The 15,124-nt window shown below is 71.6% G+C and carries 14 protein-coding genes and 1 pseudogene; 13 read left to right on the forward strand and 2 right to left on the reverse strand.

Features of this window, described 5'->3' with window-relative positions; genetic code table 11:
- The first annotated feature begins 127 nt into the window (after positions 1-127).
- On the forward strand, positions 128-526 hold the full coding sequence (locus AAW13_RS14780; protein WP_071659558.1) for a VOC family protein: 399 nt from the start codon (positions 128-130) through the stop codon (positions 524-526).
- On the opposite strand, the pseudogene AAW13_RS14785 reads toward AAW13_RS14780, so the two are convergent.
- Both AAW13_RS14785 and AAW13_RS14790 read right to left on the reverse strand, forming a co-directional pair.
- Positions 515-1,186: pseudogene (locus AAW13_RS14785) on the reverse strand (helix-turn-helix domain-containing protein); the annotation flags it as partial. The gene AAW13_RS14780 and the pseudogene AAW13_RS14785 sit on opposite strands and share 12 nt — an antisense overlap.
- A gap of 144 nt (positions 1,187-1,330) precedes the next feature.
- Entirely contained in the window at positions 1,331-2,476 is a 1,146-nt protein-coding gene (locus AAW13_RS14790) for a YihY/virulence factor BrkB family protein (RefSeq protein ID WP_071659554.1), read from the reverse strand.
- Between the two features lie 172 nt (positions 2,477-2,648).
- Here AAW13_RS14790 and AAW13_RS14795 point away from each other — a divergent pair, with 172 nt between their 5' ends.
- From AAW13_RS14795 to AAW13_RS14845, 12 genes are all read left to right on the forward strand, one after another.
- Positions 2,649-4,283: an acyl-CoA dehydrogenase family protein gene (locus AAW13_RS14795; RefSeq protein ID WP_046732407.1), complete on the forward strand. Its 1,635-nt coding sequence runs from the start codon at positions 2,649-2,651 to the stop codon at positions 4,281-4,283.
- Between the two features lie 305 nt (positions 4,284-4,588).
- Positions 4,589-5,866, forward strand: a complete 1,278-nt coding sequence (locus tag AAW13_RS14800) for a GAF domain-containing protein (RefSeq protein WP_206306219.1) — start codon at positions 4,589-4,591, stop codon at positions 5,864-5,866.
- Positions 5,867-6,051: 185 nt separating this feature from the next.
- On the forward strand, positions 6,052-7,386 hold the full coding sequence (locus AAW13_RS14805) for a hypothetical protein (RefSeq protein WP_046732405.1): 1,335 nt from the start codon (positions 6,052-6,054) through the stop codon (positions 7,384-7,386).
- Between the two features lie 43 nt (positions 7,387-7,429).
- Entirely contained in the window at positions 7,430-8,017 is a 588-nt protein-coding gene (locus tag AAW13_RS14810) for a GNAT family N-acetyltransferase (protein ID WP_046732404.1), read from the forward strand.
- Between the two features lie 109 nt (positions 8,018-8,126).
- Positions 8,127-8,210, forward strand: coding sequence for a putative leader peptide (locus AAW13_RS47600; RefSeq protein ID WP_309500612.1), 84 nt, complete (start codon positions 8,127-8,129; stop codon positions 8,208-8,210).
- Positions 8,211-8,336: 126 nt separating this feature from the next.
- The gene (locus AAW13_RS14815) at positions 8,337-10,034 is read left to right on the forward strand and encodes a nitrite/sulfite reductase (RefSeq protein WP_046732403.1); all 1,698 of its coding nucleotides are present in this window, start codon (positions 8,337-8,339) and stop codon (positions 10,032-10,034) included.
- Positions 10,031-10,210, forward strand: a complete 180-nt coding sequence (locus tag AAW13_RS14820) for a hypothetical protein (protein WP_046732402.1) — start codon at positions 10,031-10,033, stop codon at positions 10,208-10,210. Before AAW13_RS14815 ends, AAW13_RS14820 begins: the two co-directional genes overlap by 4 nt.
- A complete protein-coding gene (locus AAW13_RS14825) occupies positions 10,207-10,926 on the forward strand; it encodes a phosphoadenylyl-sulfate reductase (protein WP_046732401.1) in 720 nt (239 codons plus the stop codon). Before AAW13_RS14820 ends, AAW13_RS14825 begins: the two co-directional genes overlap by 4 nt.
- A 38-nt stretch (positions 10,927-10,964) precedes the next feature.
- The gene (gene cysC, locus AAW13_RS14830; RefSeq protein ID WP_046732400.1) at positions 10,965-11,501 is read left to right on the forward strand and encodes an adenylyl-sulfate kinase; all 537 of its coding nucleotides are present in this window, start codon (positions 10,965-10,967) and stop codon (positions 11,499-11,501) included.
- Positions 11,498-12,436: a sulfate adenylyltransferase subunit CysD gene (gene cysD / locus AAW13_RS14835; protein ID WP_071659556.1), complete on the forward strand. Its 939-nt coding sequence runs from the start codon at positions 11,498-11,500 to the stop codon at positions 12,434-12,436. The genes cysC and cysD overlap by 4 nt, the downstream gene beginning before the upstream one ends.
- A gap of 2 nt (positions 12,437-12,438) precedes the next feature.
- A complete protein-coding gene (locus AAW13_RS14840) occupies positions 12,439-13,776 on the forward strand; it encodes a sulfate adenylyltransferase subunit 1 (RefSeq protein ID WP_071659557.1) in 1,338 nt (445 codons plus the stop codon).
- Positions 13,777-14,007: 231 nt separating this feature from the next.
- The gene (locus AAW13_RS14845) at positions 14,008-15,120 is read left to right on the forward strand and encodes an aliphatic sulfonate ABC transporter substrate-binding protein (protein ID WP_046732396.1); all 1,113 of its coding nucleotides are present in this window, start codon (positions 14,008-14,010) and stop codon (positions 15,118-15,120) included.
- Positions 15,121-15,124 lie beyond the last annotated feature (4 nt).

The following is a 15,124-nucleotide window of genomic DNA, read 5'->3' on the forward strand; positions in this document are numbered from 1 at the left end:
GGCCGCTCACCGCCCGGCCACCCTCCGCCCGGCCGGCGCGTGGGGATTGCCGTTCCGGAGCGGTCGCCGTGTCCGGGTGTCCGATTCCTTCAAGACCGGCCCGGTGGCCGCCGCCTACGGTGACGGCATGACTCCACGATTCGCCGTGCTCGGTCTGGTCGTCTCCGACCTGGCCGCGTCCCTCGCCTTCTACCGCCGTCTCGGCCTGGACTTCCCGTCCGGAGCCGAGGAACAGCCCCATGTCGAGGCCGAGTTGCCGGGCGGTCTCACGCTCGCCCTGGACACGGAGGACACCGTCCGTTCCTTCCACCCGGCCTGGCGACCGCCCTCGGGAGGCGGCCGGGTGGGGCTCGCCTTCCGCTGCGGCTCACCCGCCGAGGTGGACGCGGTGTACGAGGACCTGGTCGGCGCCGGGTACCACGGCGAGCTCAAGCCGTGGGACGCCTTCTGGGGCCAGCGGTACGCCACGGTGCACGACCCCGACGGCAACGGCGTCGACCTGTTCGCGCCGCTGTCCGCCGAGTAGCCCGGCCAACGGCAGCCCCGCCAGCTCCCGTACGTCCCGGGAGAGGTGCGGCTGATCCGCGTACCCCGCCCGAACCGCCGTCTCCGCGAGCGGGACCCCGGCCCTGGCGAGCGCGAGGGCCCGCTGCATCCGCAGCACCCGCGCCAGCGTCTTGGGCCCGTAGCCGAAGGCGGCCCGGCTGCGGCGGTGCAACTGACGTACCCCGAGACCGAGTTCGTCGGCGACCACGGCCACGGGCCGCCCGGCGTCCAGCGCTTCGACGAGCCGCCCGAGCAACGGGTCGGCGGGCGCGGCGCCGTCGAGGGCGATCTCCTCCAGCGCGCGGCCGGGGTCGGTGGCGCGGGCGACCCGGTCCCGCAGCCTGCGCACGTCCGAGGCCGGCCAGAGCTCGGCCAGCTCGACACGCCGGTCGAGCAGTTCGTACGCCGGCAGGCCGAGAAAGGCGGGCGCGGTCCCGGGAGCGAAGCGAAGCCCCGCCCACGTGCCGACGGCCCCCTCCGGGACGTGGGCGCGGGTGTCCGGCCCGGCGACGAGCAGCCGCCCCTCGTTCCACAGCAGGTCCATGCACCCGTCGGGCAGCACCCGGCCCGCGCCGCTCTCGTCGGGGGTGTTCAGCCACACGACCGCACCACGGAGACGAGACGCCCGTTCCCTGTACACAGAACTCAGCGTAGACGCGGCTTCCTCAGGGGCGCCGGGGGTGCCCCCGGCCGAAGGCCGGGAGAGGAACTGCGCGACCGGGCCCCACCGGGCCGGCGGCCCGCCCGCGGCACGATCCCCCGCGGCGAGACCGCCCTCCGGCTCTCACCCCTCCCGCTTGTGCGGCGGGTGGCTGCTCTTCACGTGCGCGCGCAACCGCGCCGTGACGTCCTCAGGCGGCAGGAACCGCGACCACCGCTCCGGGAACTCCGACGGCATGTCGGGGTCGTCGGGATCGTCCGCGCCGTCCTCGCGGGCCACCGCCGTCGCGCGGGCGACGTACTCGGCGACCTGGGCCTCCCGCAGCCGTTCGTTGGCGGCGCGGGCCGCGGCCGTGGCGGCGGCCGGCCAGACCCGGTCGATCGCGGCGTTCACGGCGGCGCCGACCAGCACCGCGAAAGCCGACACGCCGATCCACAGCAGCACGGCGACGGACGCGGCGAGCGAACCGTAGATCGTCGCGCCCTCGATGGTGTTGGTGAGGTAGATGCGCAGCAGGAAGCTGCCGAGAACCCACATGCCGAGGGCGACCAGGGCGCCGGGCACGTCCTCGATCCACGGGGAGCGGACCGGCACGGAGACGTGGTACAGCGTGGTCAGGAAGACGATGGAGAGCACGATCACGACCGGCCAGTACAGGACCTGTACGAGCGTCTCCGACCAGGGCACGATCCGCACCACCGCGTCCGGCCCGGCCACCATCAGCGGCAGCGCGACCGAGCCGATCAGCAGCGCGGCGACGAAGAGCAGGAAGGAGACGATCCGGGTCTTCACGATGCCCCGGACGCCGTCGAGGCCGTACATCACGGTGATGGTGTCTATGAAGACGTTCACCGCGCGGGAGCCCGACCACAGGGCGAACAGGAAGCCGATGGAGATGACGTCGGGGCGGCCGCCGCGCATCACGTCGTGCAGGATCGGCTCGGCGATCTCCTTGACGCCCTTGTCGGACAGGACCGTGTGGGAGGCCTCCAGGAGGTTGTGCTCCAGGCTCGCGATGGTGTCGGCGCCGGTCCAGTCGTCGACGTAACCGAGCAGTCCGATGAGGCTGAGCAGCAGCGGCGGCACGGACAGCAGGGTGAAGAAGGCGGCCTCGGCGGCCAGCCCGAGGATGCGGTACTCCATGCAGGAATTGACGGTGTCCTTGACCAGCAGCCAGGCCGTCCTGCGCTTGGAGACGTTCCGGTAGAGGGCTCTGGCCCGGTGGAGCCGGCCGGAGGGCCGCTCGGGGGTATCGCTTGCTGGCTGCACGTCCTAACGGTATCCGCCGTCCGGGGCACCACTCATCCTCCGGGGTCCTGACCGGGCTCTTCCGGACCGGGACGGGGACCGGACGGGCCGGACCGGGATCTTCCGGCGTGACCGGGGAAGTCGTTGTGTCACGCTGGAGACCACCGCCGTCGGCCCGGGTAGGTTCGCAGACATGGCAGGCACCACCACCCACACCGTGACCAACCAGCCGCCCCCGCTGGTCGGGTACGACCTGTTCACCGCCGATCACGCGCTGGTCGAGGCCGTCGAGCGGCACACCGCCCCGGAGCTGCTCGACGAGGTGCGCTCCGAGCTGTCGGGGATCGGTGCCTCGGCCGGTTCGGCGCAGGTCCAGGAGTGGGGTGCGCAGGCGAACGAGCACCCGCCGCGGCTGCGCACCCACGACCGCTACGGTCACCGGGTCGACGAGGTCGAGTTCCATCCGGCCTGGCACCGGATGCTCGGCAAGGGCGTCGGCGCGGGCCTGACCACCGGTTTCGTACGGCCGTCCGGGCATGTCCGGCGGGCCGCCGCGTTCCTGGTGTGGACCCAGGTCGAGGCCGGCAACTGCTGTCCGCTGTCGATGACGAACGCGGCGGTGCCCGTGCTCCGCACCGATCCGGAGCTGGCCGCCGGGTGGGAGCCGCTGCTGACGTCGATGGTCTACGACCGGGAGCTGCGGCCGCCGGGGCGGAAGGCCGGCGCCCTGTTCGGCATGGGCATGACGGAGAAGCAGGGCGGCAGCGACGTACGGGCGAACTCGACCGCGGCCGTCCCGCTCGCGGAATCCGGGACGTACACCCTCACCGGGCACAAGTGGTTCTGCTCGGCGCCGATGTCGGACGGCTTCCTGGTGCTGGCCCAGGCGCCGGCCGGACTCACCTGTTTCCTGGTCCCGCGCGTCCTGGCGGACGGCACCCGGAACGTCTTCCTGCTCCAGCGGCTCAAGGACAAGCTCGGCAACCGGTCCAACGCGTCGGCCGAGGTCGAGTTCGACGGCACCTGGGCGCGGCGGGTGGGCGAGGAGGGACGCGGGGTGCGGACCATCATCGAGATGGTCGCCGCGACCCGGCTGGACTGCGTGCTGGGCTCGGCGGGGCTGATGCGCCAGGCGGTGGCGCAGGCCGTGCACCACTGCACGTACCGCGAGGCGTTCGGCGGGAAGCTGGCCGACAAGCCGCTGATGCGCAACGTCCTGGCCGACCTCGCGGTCGAGTCGGAGGCCGCGACCGCGCTGGCACTGCGGCTGGCCGCCGCCTACGACGACGGGGGCGAGGCCGAACAGGCCCTGCTGCGGCTGGCGCTGCCGACGGCGAAGTACTGGGTGACCAAGCGCTGCGCGCCGCTGACGGTGGAGGCCGCCGAGTGCCTGGGCGGCAACGGTTACGTCGAGGAGTCGGGGCTGCCCCGTCTGGTGCGCGAGTCGCCGCTCAACTCGGTCTGGGAGGGGGCGGGCAACGTCCAGGCGCTGGACGTCCTGCGGGCCCTGCGACGCGAACCGGCCGCGCTGGACGCCTGCCTCGGCGAGATCGGCCGGGCCCACGGGGCCGACCACCGGCTGGACCGCGCGGTCAAGGACCTGTTCTCGGAACTGGCGGATCTGGAGGGCATGGAGGGCCGGGCACGGCGGCTGGTGGAGCGTCTGGCGACGGTCCTCCAGGGCTCGCTGCTGGTCCGTTTCGCGCCCTCGGAGGTGGCGGACGCCTTCTGCGCGTCGAGGCTGGGCAACGACTGGGGGTCCACCTTCGGCACCCTGCCGACGAGCCTGGACCTGGCGGCCGTGGTGGAGCGGGCCCGCGCCTGCTGAGAGCGCCCGGCGAGGGTTGGGGGTGGTGCTGCGCCGACACGGCACCACCCCCACCACTTCGGCCCATGTCAGGCCGGCGACGCCGTGGCGTCGGCTCAAGTTTCGGCCAGCCCCGGCTCGTTCACCAGGGTTGCAAGGGGTTGCAACATATCGGTGTCTGTGTGCGGACTGTGTGCCTCCGGCGCCGGGGAACGGCAGTATGAGACGCACAGCCGGACCGGAAACCGCCGCCCGGACGGCTTGACAAGACTCTTCCATGCCTTTTCCGAGGACTGTCCGGGAGGACCTCAGTGGGGAACCCGCCGATGGACGTGGCGCGACTCGCCGCGAAGGACGCGGCACAGGCGGCTCGGGTACTGCGCGAGGTACGCGAGGCCAGACTCGCCGGACACCGTGGGCGGATCGCACCCCGGCCGGTGATCGAGCAGTCCTGGGGGCGGATGCTGCGCAGCGGCGTCGACCCCGACCACGACTTCCGTTCGGGGCTGCTGTCGGCCGACGAAGTCCGGCGCAGACGTGAGGAGTCACCGCTCAGGGACGTGCTGCCGGTACTGCGCGAGGGGTTGCTTTCGGTCGCGGACGTCGCCCAGCACATCATGGTGGTGGCGGACGCCGACGGCCGGGTGCTGTGGCGTGAGGGTTCCCCGCCGGTGCTGCGCAAGGCGGACGGCCTGGGCTTCGAACTCGGCGCCGACTGGCGTGAAGACGTCGTCGGCACCAACGGCATCGGCACGCCCGCGGTGGTGCGCCGGCCCGTGCAGGTGTTCGCCGCGGAGCACTTCGTGCGCTCGCACGCCTCCTGGACCTGTTCGGGCGCTCCGATCACCGACCCCAGGGACGGCACGCTGCTCGGCGTGGTGGACGTCAGCGGCCCGCTGGAGACCATGCATCCGGCGACCCTGGCCTGGGTGAACTCGGTGGCGAAGCTCGCGGAGGCCCGGCTGCGGGAGCTGCACCTGGACGCGCTGGAGCGGCTGCGGGCGGTCGCGGCCCCGGTGCTGGCCCGGCTGGCCGGCCGGGCCCTGGTCGTGGACGCAGACGGCTGGACGGCGGCGGTCACCGGGATGCCGTGTCCACGGCGCCTCACCCTGCCCAAGTCCCTGTCGCCGGGGCGCCGCTGGCTGCCCGCGCTCGGACTGTGCTCGGTGGAGCCGCTGGCCGGGGGCTGGCTGCTGCGGACGGTGGACGAGCCGGCACCGGTGGGCGGCGGCCGGCTGGTGCTCGACCTGAGCCGGCCGCGCCGCCCCTCGGTGACGGTGGGCGGCGGCGCGGGCTCCTGGTCCCGTGAACTGAGTCCACGGCACGCGGAGTTGCTGTACCTGCTGGCGGTACGGCGCGACGGACGCAGCGCGGCGGGGCTGGCCGAGGACGTGTTCGGGGACGCCTCACGGACCGTGACCGTCCGCGCGGAGATGTCCCGGGTCCGGCGGTATCTGGGGGCACTTCTCGAACACCGGCCGTACCGCTTCCGTGAGGACGCGGAGATCGAGGTGCGGTTCCCCGACGACCCGCGGGACCTGCTGCCGTACTCGACCGCCCCGGCGGTGACGGAGGGCAGGACCCCGGGCCACCGGTCGAGGTGAATACCCTCTCTCCGGGGGCGCATTTGGCGCATACGGAGCATCCACGGAGGTATCTTCCGCATATTTGCGGGGTCTTCGAGATACGACGGCCCCGGCTGCCGTAGCATCCCGGTACGGGCCTCCCCACCTGCTCCTCGGTCAACGTACGGATCATCAGGCGCAGTTGGCCCGCCTCGGGAGGAGACATGAAGCATCGCGGCAGACACCGGCGACGCAGGCGGGGCGCGGCACTGCGCGCCGCCCTGGCCGGGACCGCGCTCGCGCTCACCGCGACCGCCACGATCGTCAGCGCCTCGCAGGCCACGGTCGCCGAGGACCCCGGCGCGCTGAAGCCCCTGACCTCCACCACCGACACCGCGCGGCTCCGGCTCCGGGAACACCTGGTGCCGCGGCGCTCCCTGGACCGGCTCGCCTCGGCGATGGGCGGCACGGTCGGCATCGCCGACGTGCTGGAGAACGCCGACCACACCCTGCGCGAGGCGGCCGACTGCGACTCCGACGACCGGGACTCGCTGCCGGTCACCCCGGCGGCCGACGAGGCGTACTGCTGGGACCCCACCGACACCCTCACCGACGACTGGCAGCCGGCCTCGGTGACCACCTCCTCCGAGGCGGACGACGACGGTCTGTGGGGCGCCAACCGCGTCGTCCTGGCCGGCTGGACGCACTCCACGACCTCCGGCCCCGCCGCCTCCCGGGGTCTGGCCCGGATCGCCGTGGTGGACGCGAACGACCCGGCCCACCCCTCCTACGCCTGGGTCCTGCTGACCGTGCCCAGCACCGACGGCAGCACCTACCGGGGCCTGTCCTCGCAGATCTCCGGCATGGCCTGGTACGAGGACAAACTGCTGGTCACCACCACCCTGGGCAGTGCCGACGCGCTCTACGTCTACGACCTGAACCGCATCCAGCGCACCTCGGTCCTGACGGACGCGGTCGGCCGGGTCCGGGGCGGCTGGTCGGCCGACGGGTTCCGGTACGCGATGCCCGCCGTGGCCTCGTACCGCTTCGCCGCCGGGGCCTGCTCCGAGAGCGGCGCACCCTGTCCGAGCGCGCTCTCCGTGGACCGGGGGACGGCCCCGGACAGCCTGGTCCTCGGCGAGTGGACGGCCGCGGACAGCAAGCATCGGGCCCGGCTGTGGCGGTACGCCTTCGACGAGAACCCCCAGCGGGACGGGCTGCTCGCCACCGACGCCGCCGGCCGGGCGGACGCGGTCGAGGCGTACCGGACGGGGGCCTCCGAGATCCGGGGCGTCCTGTCGTACCGCCCGCCCGGCGCGACCGGCTCCGAGTGGTACGTCGGTCACCTCCCCGGTGCCATGGACGGGCACGGCAGCCTGTGGCGTCAGGACACCGACGGCGCGCACGGCAGCCGCTGCGGTTCTGACTCCTCGCACCGCTGCTGGGCCGCGGGCACCGGCTCCCTGTCCTACGCCCCCGACACCGGCGAGGTCTGGTCGGTCAGCGACCGCATGCTGTTCTCGACGCCCCTGCGCTCGATCGACGCGTCGCTCGGTTAGCCGGACATCGACACGTCCGGGGCCGGGATGATTGCCTGGCCCCATGAGCAGCAGCATCGTCGTGACCACCTGGTCCCTGGAGCAGACCTCCGCCGCCGACCTCCTGCCGGCCGCCGCCCCCGAGGGGGAGGAGGTCAGGATCGTGCGCTCCGAGGTCCCCTCCCCCGAGTTCAGCCGCTTCCTGTACGCCTCGGTCGGCGGTGACATCCGCTGGACCGACCGGCTGGGCTGGAGCCACGCCCGCTGGCGGGAGCACCTGGAGCGGCCCGGTGTGGAGACCTGGGTGGCCTACGAGCACGGCACCCCGGCGGGCTACGTGGAGCTGGAGGCACAGGAGGACGCCGTCGTGGAGATCCTCTACTTCGGCCTGCTCCCGGCGTTCCGGGGCCGCCGGATCGGCGGCCACCTGCTCTCGTACGGCACCGCCCGGGCCTGGGACCTGGCGGAGCGCTGGGCGGGCCGGCCGCCGACGAAGCGGGTGTGGGTGCACACGTGCAGCCTGGACGGCGAGCACGCGATGGCGAACTACCAGCGCCGCGGCTTCGTCCTCTTCGACACGAAGGTCGAGGAGGAACCCGACGTCCCGGCACCCGGGCCGTGGCCGGGGGCGCACGCGGACACCCGCCGGTAAACGCGGTCAGGGCGTGACGCAGACCACCTCGTCTCACTATTCAGAATAGATTCGTCCGAATCACGGACGATGGTGGACTGCTCAGAGATCCGCGTGACACGCTTCCGTCATGTCTGGAACTGGGATCGCCTTGGTGAGTCGGCGGCACGTCGACCTCGGCCGCATGTCCAGCGCCATCTGTCCGGCGGGCTGAGAGCACAGCACCGCCGCCCCCGCCTGTCCAGACACCCGGGCCTGCGCAGCGTCGCGCAGGCCTCCCCGTGCGCCCGTACGCGCAGGTCAGAGCCGCTTCCCGCCTGTCCCGAAGGACGTATCAACCATGGCCGCCACCCCACAGAACCCTGCCGCCTCCGCGCCCCGCCGCAAGGTGAGCCGTCACCGCGGCGAGGGGCAGTGGGCCATGGGCCACCACACCCCGCTGAACGGCAACGAACAGTTCAAGAAGGACGACGACGGTCTCAATGTGCGGACACGCATTGAGACGATCTACTCCAAGCGCGGTTTCGACTCGATCGACCCCAACGACCTGCGCGGCCGGATGCGCTGGTGGGGCCTGTACACCCAGCGCAAGCCCGGGATCGACGGCGGCAAGACCGCGATCCTGGAGCCGGAGGAGCTGGACGACAAGTACTTCATGCTGCGGGTGCGGATCGACGGCGGCAGGCTCACCACCCAGCAGCTGCGGGTCATCGGCGAGATCTCGCAGGAGTTCGCGCGGGGCAGCGCGGACATCACCGACCGGCAGAACATCCAGCTGCACTGGATCCGGATCGAGGACGTCCCGGAGATCTGGAACCGCCTCGAGGCGGTCGGTCTGTCCACCACCGAGGCGTGCGGCGACTGCCCCCGCGTGGTGATCGGCTCGCCGGTCGCCGGCATCGCCGAGGACGAGATCATCGACGGCAGCTGGGCCATCGACGAGATCCACGAGCGGTACATCGGCAGCAAGGAGTTCTCCAACCTGCCCCGCAAGTTCAAGACGGCGATCTCCGGCTCCCCGCTCCTCGACGTCGTGCACGAGATCAACGACGTGGCGTTCGTCGGTGTCGAACACCCCGAGCACGGCCCCGGCTTCGACCTGTGGGTCGGCGGCGGCCTGTCCACCAACCCGAAGATCGGCGTCCGGCTCGGCGCCTGGGTGCCGCTGGCGGAGGTCCCCGAGGTCTGGGCCGGCGTGGTCGGCATCTTCCGTGACTACGGCTACCGGCGGCTGCGCACCCGCGCCCGCCTGAAGTTCCTGGTCGCCGACTGGGGCCCGGAGAAGTTCCGCCAGGTGCTCCAGGACGAGTACCTCAAGCGCGCGCTCGTCGACGGCCCCGCGCCCGCCGAGCCCGTGTCCCGCTGGCGCGACCACGTCGGTGTGCACCGGCAGCAGGACGGCAACTTCTACGTCGGGTTCGCCCCGCGCGTCGGCCGGGTGGACGGCACCACCCTGGCGAAGATCGCGGACCTCGCCGAGGCGCACGGCTCGGGGCGGGTGCGCACCACCGTCGAGCAGAAGATGATCGTCCTCGATGTCACCGAGGACCAGGTCGAGTCGCTGGTCGAGGCGCTGGAGGCGCTGGACCTGACCGCCAGGCCGTCCCCGTTCCGGCGCGGCACCATGGCCTGCACCGGCATCGAGTACTGCAAGCTCGCCATCGTCGAGACCAAGCAGCGCGGCAGCGCCCTGATCGACGAGCTGGAGCGCCGGCTCCCCGAGTTCGACGAGCCGCTCACCATCAACCTGAACGGCTGCCCGAACGCCTGCGCCCGTATCCAGGTGGCGGACATCGGTCTCAAGGGCCAGCTGGTCCTCAACGACAAGGGCGAGCAGGTCGAGGGCTACCAGGTGCACCTGGGCGGCGCGCTGGGCCTGGAGGCCGGCTTCGGCCGCAAGGTCCGCGGCCTCAAGGTGACCTCGGAGGAACTGCCGGACTACGTCGAGCGGGTGCTCAAGCGTTTCCAGGCGGAGCGCGCGGACGGCGAGCGGTTCGCCGCCTGGGCGTCCCGCGCCAGCGAGGAGGCCCTCTCATGAGCGAGCGGGCCGCCCCCTTCTACTGCCCCTACTGCGGGGACGAGGACCTGCGTCCCAGCGACGCGGGCCACGGCGCCTGGGAATGCGCGGCCTGCAACCGCGCATTCCAGCTGAAGTTCCTCGGGCTGCTCGCCCGGGGGCTGAAGCACTCCGAAGCTGGAGGGGAACAGATATGACCACAACTCAGGAAGACCGTAGGACGGACGAGTTGAGGGCGCTGGCCGAGCAGGCCGGCCGCGACCTGGAGGACGCCTCCGCCCTGGAGATCCTCCAGTGGGCGGTGGACACCTTCGGCAAGGGCTTCTGCGTGACCTCCTCCATGGAGGACGCGGTGGTGGCCCACCTGGCGTCGCGTGTCCAGAAGGGCGAGGCCGCCATCGATGTCGTCTTCCTCGACACCGGCTACCACTTCCCGGAGACCATCGGCACCCGGGACGCGGTCGAGGCCGTGATGGACGTCAACGTCATCACCCTCACCCCGCGTCAGACGGTCGCCGAGCAGGACGCGGAGTACGGCCCGAAGCTGCACGACCGTGACCCCGACCTGTGCTGCAAGCTCCGCAAGGTCCAGCCGCTGGAGCAGGGCCTGACGAGGTACGCGGCCTGGGCGACCGGGCTGCGCCGCGACGAGTCCCCGACCCGCGCGAACACGCCGGTCGTCGGCTGGGACGAGAAGCGCCAGAAGGTCAAGGTCTCCCCGATCGCCCGCTGGACCCAGGACGACGTGGACGCGTACGTCGCCGAACACGGCGTGCTGACCAACCCGTTGCTGATGGACGGCTACGCCTCCGTCGGCTGCGCCCCCTGCACCCGCCGGGTGCTGGAGGGCGAGGACGCGCGCGCCGGCCGCTGGGCGGGCCGGGCCAAGACCGAGTGCGGACTGCACGGATGACCGCGAATGCCCCTGAGGCGAACACGGAGGAGTTGCACGTGACGACCGGAGCCACCGTCTGGCTCACGGGTCTGCCGAGCGCCGGCAAGACCACCATCGCGTACGAGCTGGCGGGCCGGCTGCGCGCGGAGGGCCACCTCGTCGAGGTGCTCGACGGCGACGAGATCCGCGAGTTCATCTCGGCGGGCCTCGGCTTCACCCGCGAGGACCGGCACACCAACGTGCAGCGCATCGGCTTCGTCGCCGAACTCCTGGCCCGCAACGGCGTCAAGGCCCTGGTCCCGGTGATCGCGCCCTACGCGGACAGCCGGGACGCGGTACGCAAGCGGCACGCGGAGAACGGCACCGCGTACGTCGAGGTGCATGTGGCGACCCCGGTCGAGGTGTGCAGCGAGCGGGACGTCAAGGGGCTGTACGCCAAGCAGGCCGCCGGCGAGCTGACCGGGCTGACCGGCGTCGACGACCCGTACGAGCAGCCCGAGACACCCGATCTGCGGATCGAGTCGCAGCACCAGACCGTGCAGGAGTCCGCGGCGTCCGTGCACGCGCTGCTCAGCGAGAGGGGACTGGCATGACGACGACCGTGGAGACCCACGGGGAGGGCACGGACACCCCGTACGCCCTGTCCCACCTGGACGCACTGGAGTCCGAGGCGGTCCACATCTTCCGTGAGGTGGCGGGCGAGTTCGAGCGGCCGGTGATCCTGTTCTCCGGCGGCAAGGACTCGATCCTGATGCTGCACCTGGCCCTGAAGGCGTTCGCGCCCGCGGCGGTCCCGTTCTCCCTGCTGCACGTGGACACCGGGCACAACTTCCCCGAGGTCCTGGAGTACCGCGACCGCACGGTCGAACGGCACGGACTGCGCCTGCACGTGGCCTCCGTGCAGGACTACATCGACCGCGGTGTGCTGCGCGAGCGCCCCGACGGCACCCGCAACCCGCTCCAGACACTGCCGCTCACCGAGAAGATCCAGAGCGAGCGCTTCGACGCCGTGTTCGGCGGCGGCCGCCGCGACGAGGAGAAGGCCCGCGCCAAGGAACGCGTGTTCTCCCTGCGCGACGAGTTCTCCCAGTGGGACCCCCGCCGCCAGCGCCCCGAGCTGTGGAACCTCTACAACGGCCGGCACGCCCCCGGCGAGCACGTCCGCGTCTTCCCGCTCTCCAACTGGACCGAACTGGACGTCTGGCAGTACATCGCCCGCGAGGAGATCGAGCTGCCGCAGATCTACTACGCCCATCACCGGGAGGTGTTCCGGCGCGGCGGGATGTGGCTGACGGCCGGTGAGTGGGGCGGCCCGAAGGACGGCGAGACCGTCGAGAAGCGGCAGGTCCGCTACCGGACCGTCGGCGACATGTCCTGCACCGGCGCCGTCGACTCCGACGCGACCACGCTGGACGCCGTGATCGCCGAGATCGCCGCGTCCCGGCTGACCGAGCGCGGCGCCACGCGTGCCGACGACAAGCTCTCCGAGGCCGCGATGGAAGACCGCAAGCGCGAGGGGTACTTCTAGACATGAGCACCACCACCACGGAACTCGGTCTCGACGAGACCACCCTGCTGCGGTTCGCGACCGCCGGTTCGGTCGACGACGGCAAGTCCACCCTCGTGGGACGGCTGCTGCACGACTCCAAGTCGGTGCTCACCGACCAGCTGGAGGCCGTCGAACGGGCCTCCGCCGGCCGCGGCCAGGACACCCCGGACCTCGCGCTGCTCACCGACGGGCTGCGGGCCGAGCGCGAGCAGGGCATCACCATCGACGTGGCCTACCGCTACTTCGCCACCCCGAAGCGCCGGTTCATCCTCGCCGACACCCCGGGCCACGTGCAGTACACCCGCAACATGGTCACCGGCGCCTCCACCGCCGAACTGACCGTGATCCTGGTCGACGCCCGCAACGGCGTGGTCGAGCAGACCCGCCGGCACGCCGCGATCGCCGCCCTGCTGCGCGTCCCGCACGTGGTGCTCGCCGTCAACAAGATGGACCTGGTCGGCTACCAGGAGCCGATCTTCGCGGGGATCGCCGAGGAGTTCACGGCGTACGCGACCGAGCTGGGCGTCCCGGAGGTCACCGCCATCCCGATCTCGGCGCTGGTCGGCGACAACGTCGTGGAGCCGTCCGCGAACATGGACTGGTACGGCGGCCCCACCGTCCTGGAGCACCTGGAGACCGTCCCGGTCAGCCACGACCTGGCGCACTGCCACGCCCGGCTGCCCGTGCAGTACGTGATCCGCCCGCAGAGCGCGGACCACCCCGACTACCGGGGCTACGCCGGTCAGATCGCGGCCGGCACGTTCCGGGTCGGCGACCCGGTCACGGTGCTGCCGTCCGGCCGTACGACGACGATCTCCGGCATCGACCTGCTCGGCCGGCCGGTCGACACGGCGTGGACGACCCAGTCGGTGACGCTGCTGCTCACCGACGACATCGACGTGTCGCGCGGCGACCTGATCGTGCCGACGAAGGACGCCCCGGCGACCACCCAGGACGTCGAGGCGACCGTCTGCCACGTGGCCGACCAGCCGCTGACCGTCGGCCACCGGGTGCTGCTGAAGCACGGCACGCGCACGGTCAAGGCGATCGTCAAGGACATCCCGTCCCGGCTCACCCTCGACGACCTGTCCCTGCACCCGCACCCGGGGCAGCTCGTCGCCAACGACATCGGCCGGGTGAAGATCCGTACCGCCGAGCCGCTGCCGGTCGACTCCTACTCCGACTCGCGCCGCACCGGCTCGTTCATCCTGATCGACCCCGCCGACGGCACCACGCTCACCGCGGGCATGGTCGGCGAGTCGTTCGCGTCCCCCGAGCCGGTCAAGGACGAGTCCGAAGACGACGGCTGGGACTTCTGACATGACGACGACCGACGTCTACTCGACGTTCGCGAAGGAGGGCGGCCGCGTCGGCAGCGGTGACCTCGGGAGCGGGCAGGGCGGGGTGGCGCGATGTGCGTGCTGACGTACGCGCACTGCCTGCGCGCCCTGGCCCCCCACCCGACGTCCCGGATGCGACGAAGACCTGCCGACCTCCCGGCCACGACCTGAAAGACCGTGACCGCCGGGCCAACGAGAGGAAAGCCTCCCGTGCCTGCCAACCGCTCACAGTTCCTTCGCCGCGGCATAGCCGTGGTCGCCGCGCTCCCGCTTCTCACACTCGCCGCTTGCGGCTACGGGTCCAAGTCCACGGCCGACAACGCCAAGGAGAAGGTCTCCGCCGGGTCCTCGAAGATCGACGGCCTTGACTCGGTCAAGATCGGCTACTTCGGCAACCTCACCCACGGGACCGCGCTCGTCGCCCGTCAGCAGGGTTACTTCCAGAAGCAGCTGGGCGCCACCAAGGCGGCCTACCAGATCTTCAACGCCGGTCCCTCGGAGATCGAGGCGCTCAACTCCGGCTCCATCGACATCGGGTGGATCGGCCCGTCCCCGTCGATCAACGGCTACACCAAGTCGAACGGCAAGAGCCTGAAGATCATCGGCGGTTCGGCCTCCGGCGGCGTCAAGCTCGTCGTGAACCCGAAGAAGATCAAGTCCCTGAAGGACGTCAAGGGCAAGAAGATCGCGACGCCGCAGCTGGGCAACACGCAGGACGTGGCGTTCCTGAACTGGATCGCGGACCAGGGCTGGAAGGTCGACGCCAACACCGGCAAGGGCGACGTCTCGGTGGTCCGCACCGACAACAAGATCACCCCTGACGCCTACAAGTCCGGTGCCATCGACGGCGCCTGGGTGCCGGAGCCGACCGCGTCCAAGCTGGTCGCCGAGGGCGGCAAGGTGCTGCTCGACGAGTCGAGCCTGTGGCCGGACAAGAAGTTCGTGATCACGAACATCATCGTGCGGCAGCAGTTCCTCAAGGAGCACCCGAAGGCCGTCGAGGCGGTGCTGAAGGCCTCGGTCGAGGCCAACAAGTGGATCAACGCCAACCCCGACCAGGCCAAGACGGTGGCGAACAAGCAGCTCGAGGCCGATTCCGGCAAGGCGCTGCCCGCCGACGTCCTCGACCCGGCGTGGAAGTCCATCCAGTTCACCGACGACCCGCTGGCGTCCACCCTCAACACTGAGGCGGAGCACGCGGTCAAGGCCGGCCTGCTGGAGAAGCCCGACCTCGACGGCATCTACGACCTGACGATCCTGAACAAGGTCCTCAAGGCCGAGGGTGCGGCCACCGTCTCCGACGCCGGTCTCGGCAGCAGCTGACGGA

It is taken from the genome of Streptomyces humi (assembly GCF_001005085.2).
Lineage (GTDB): Bacteria > Actinomycetota > Actinomycetes > Streptomycetales > Streptomycetaceae > Streptomyces > Streptomyces humi.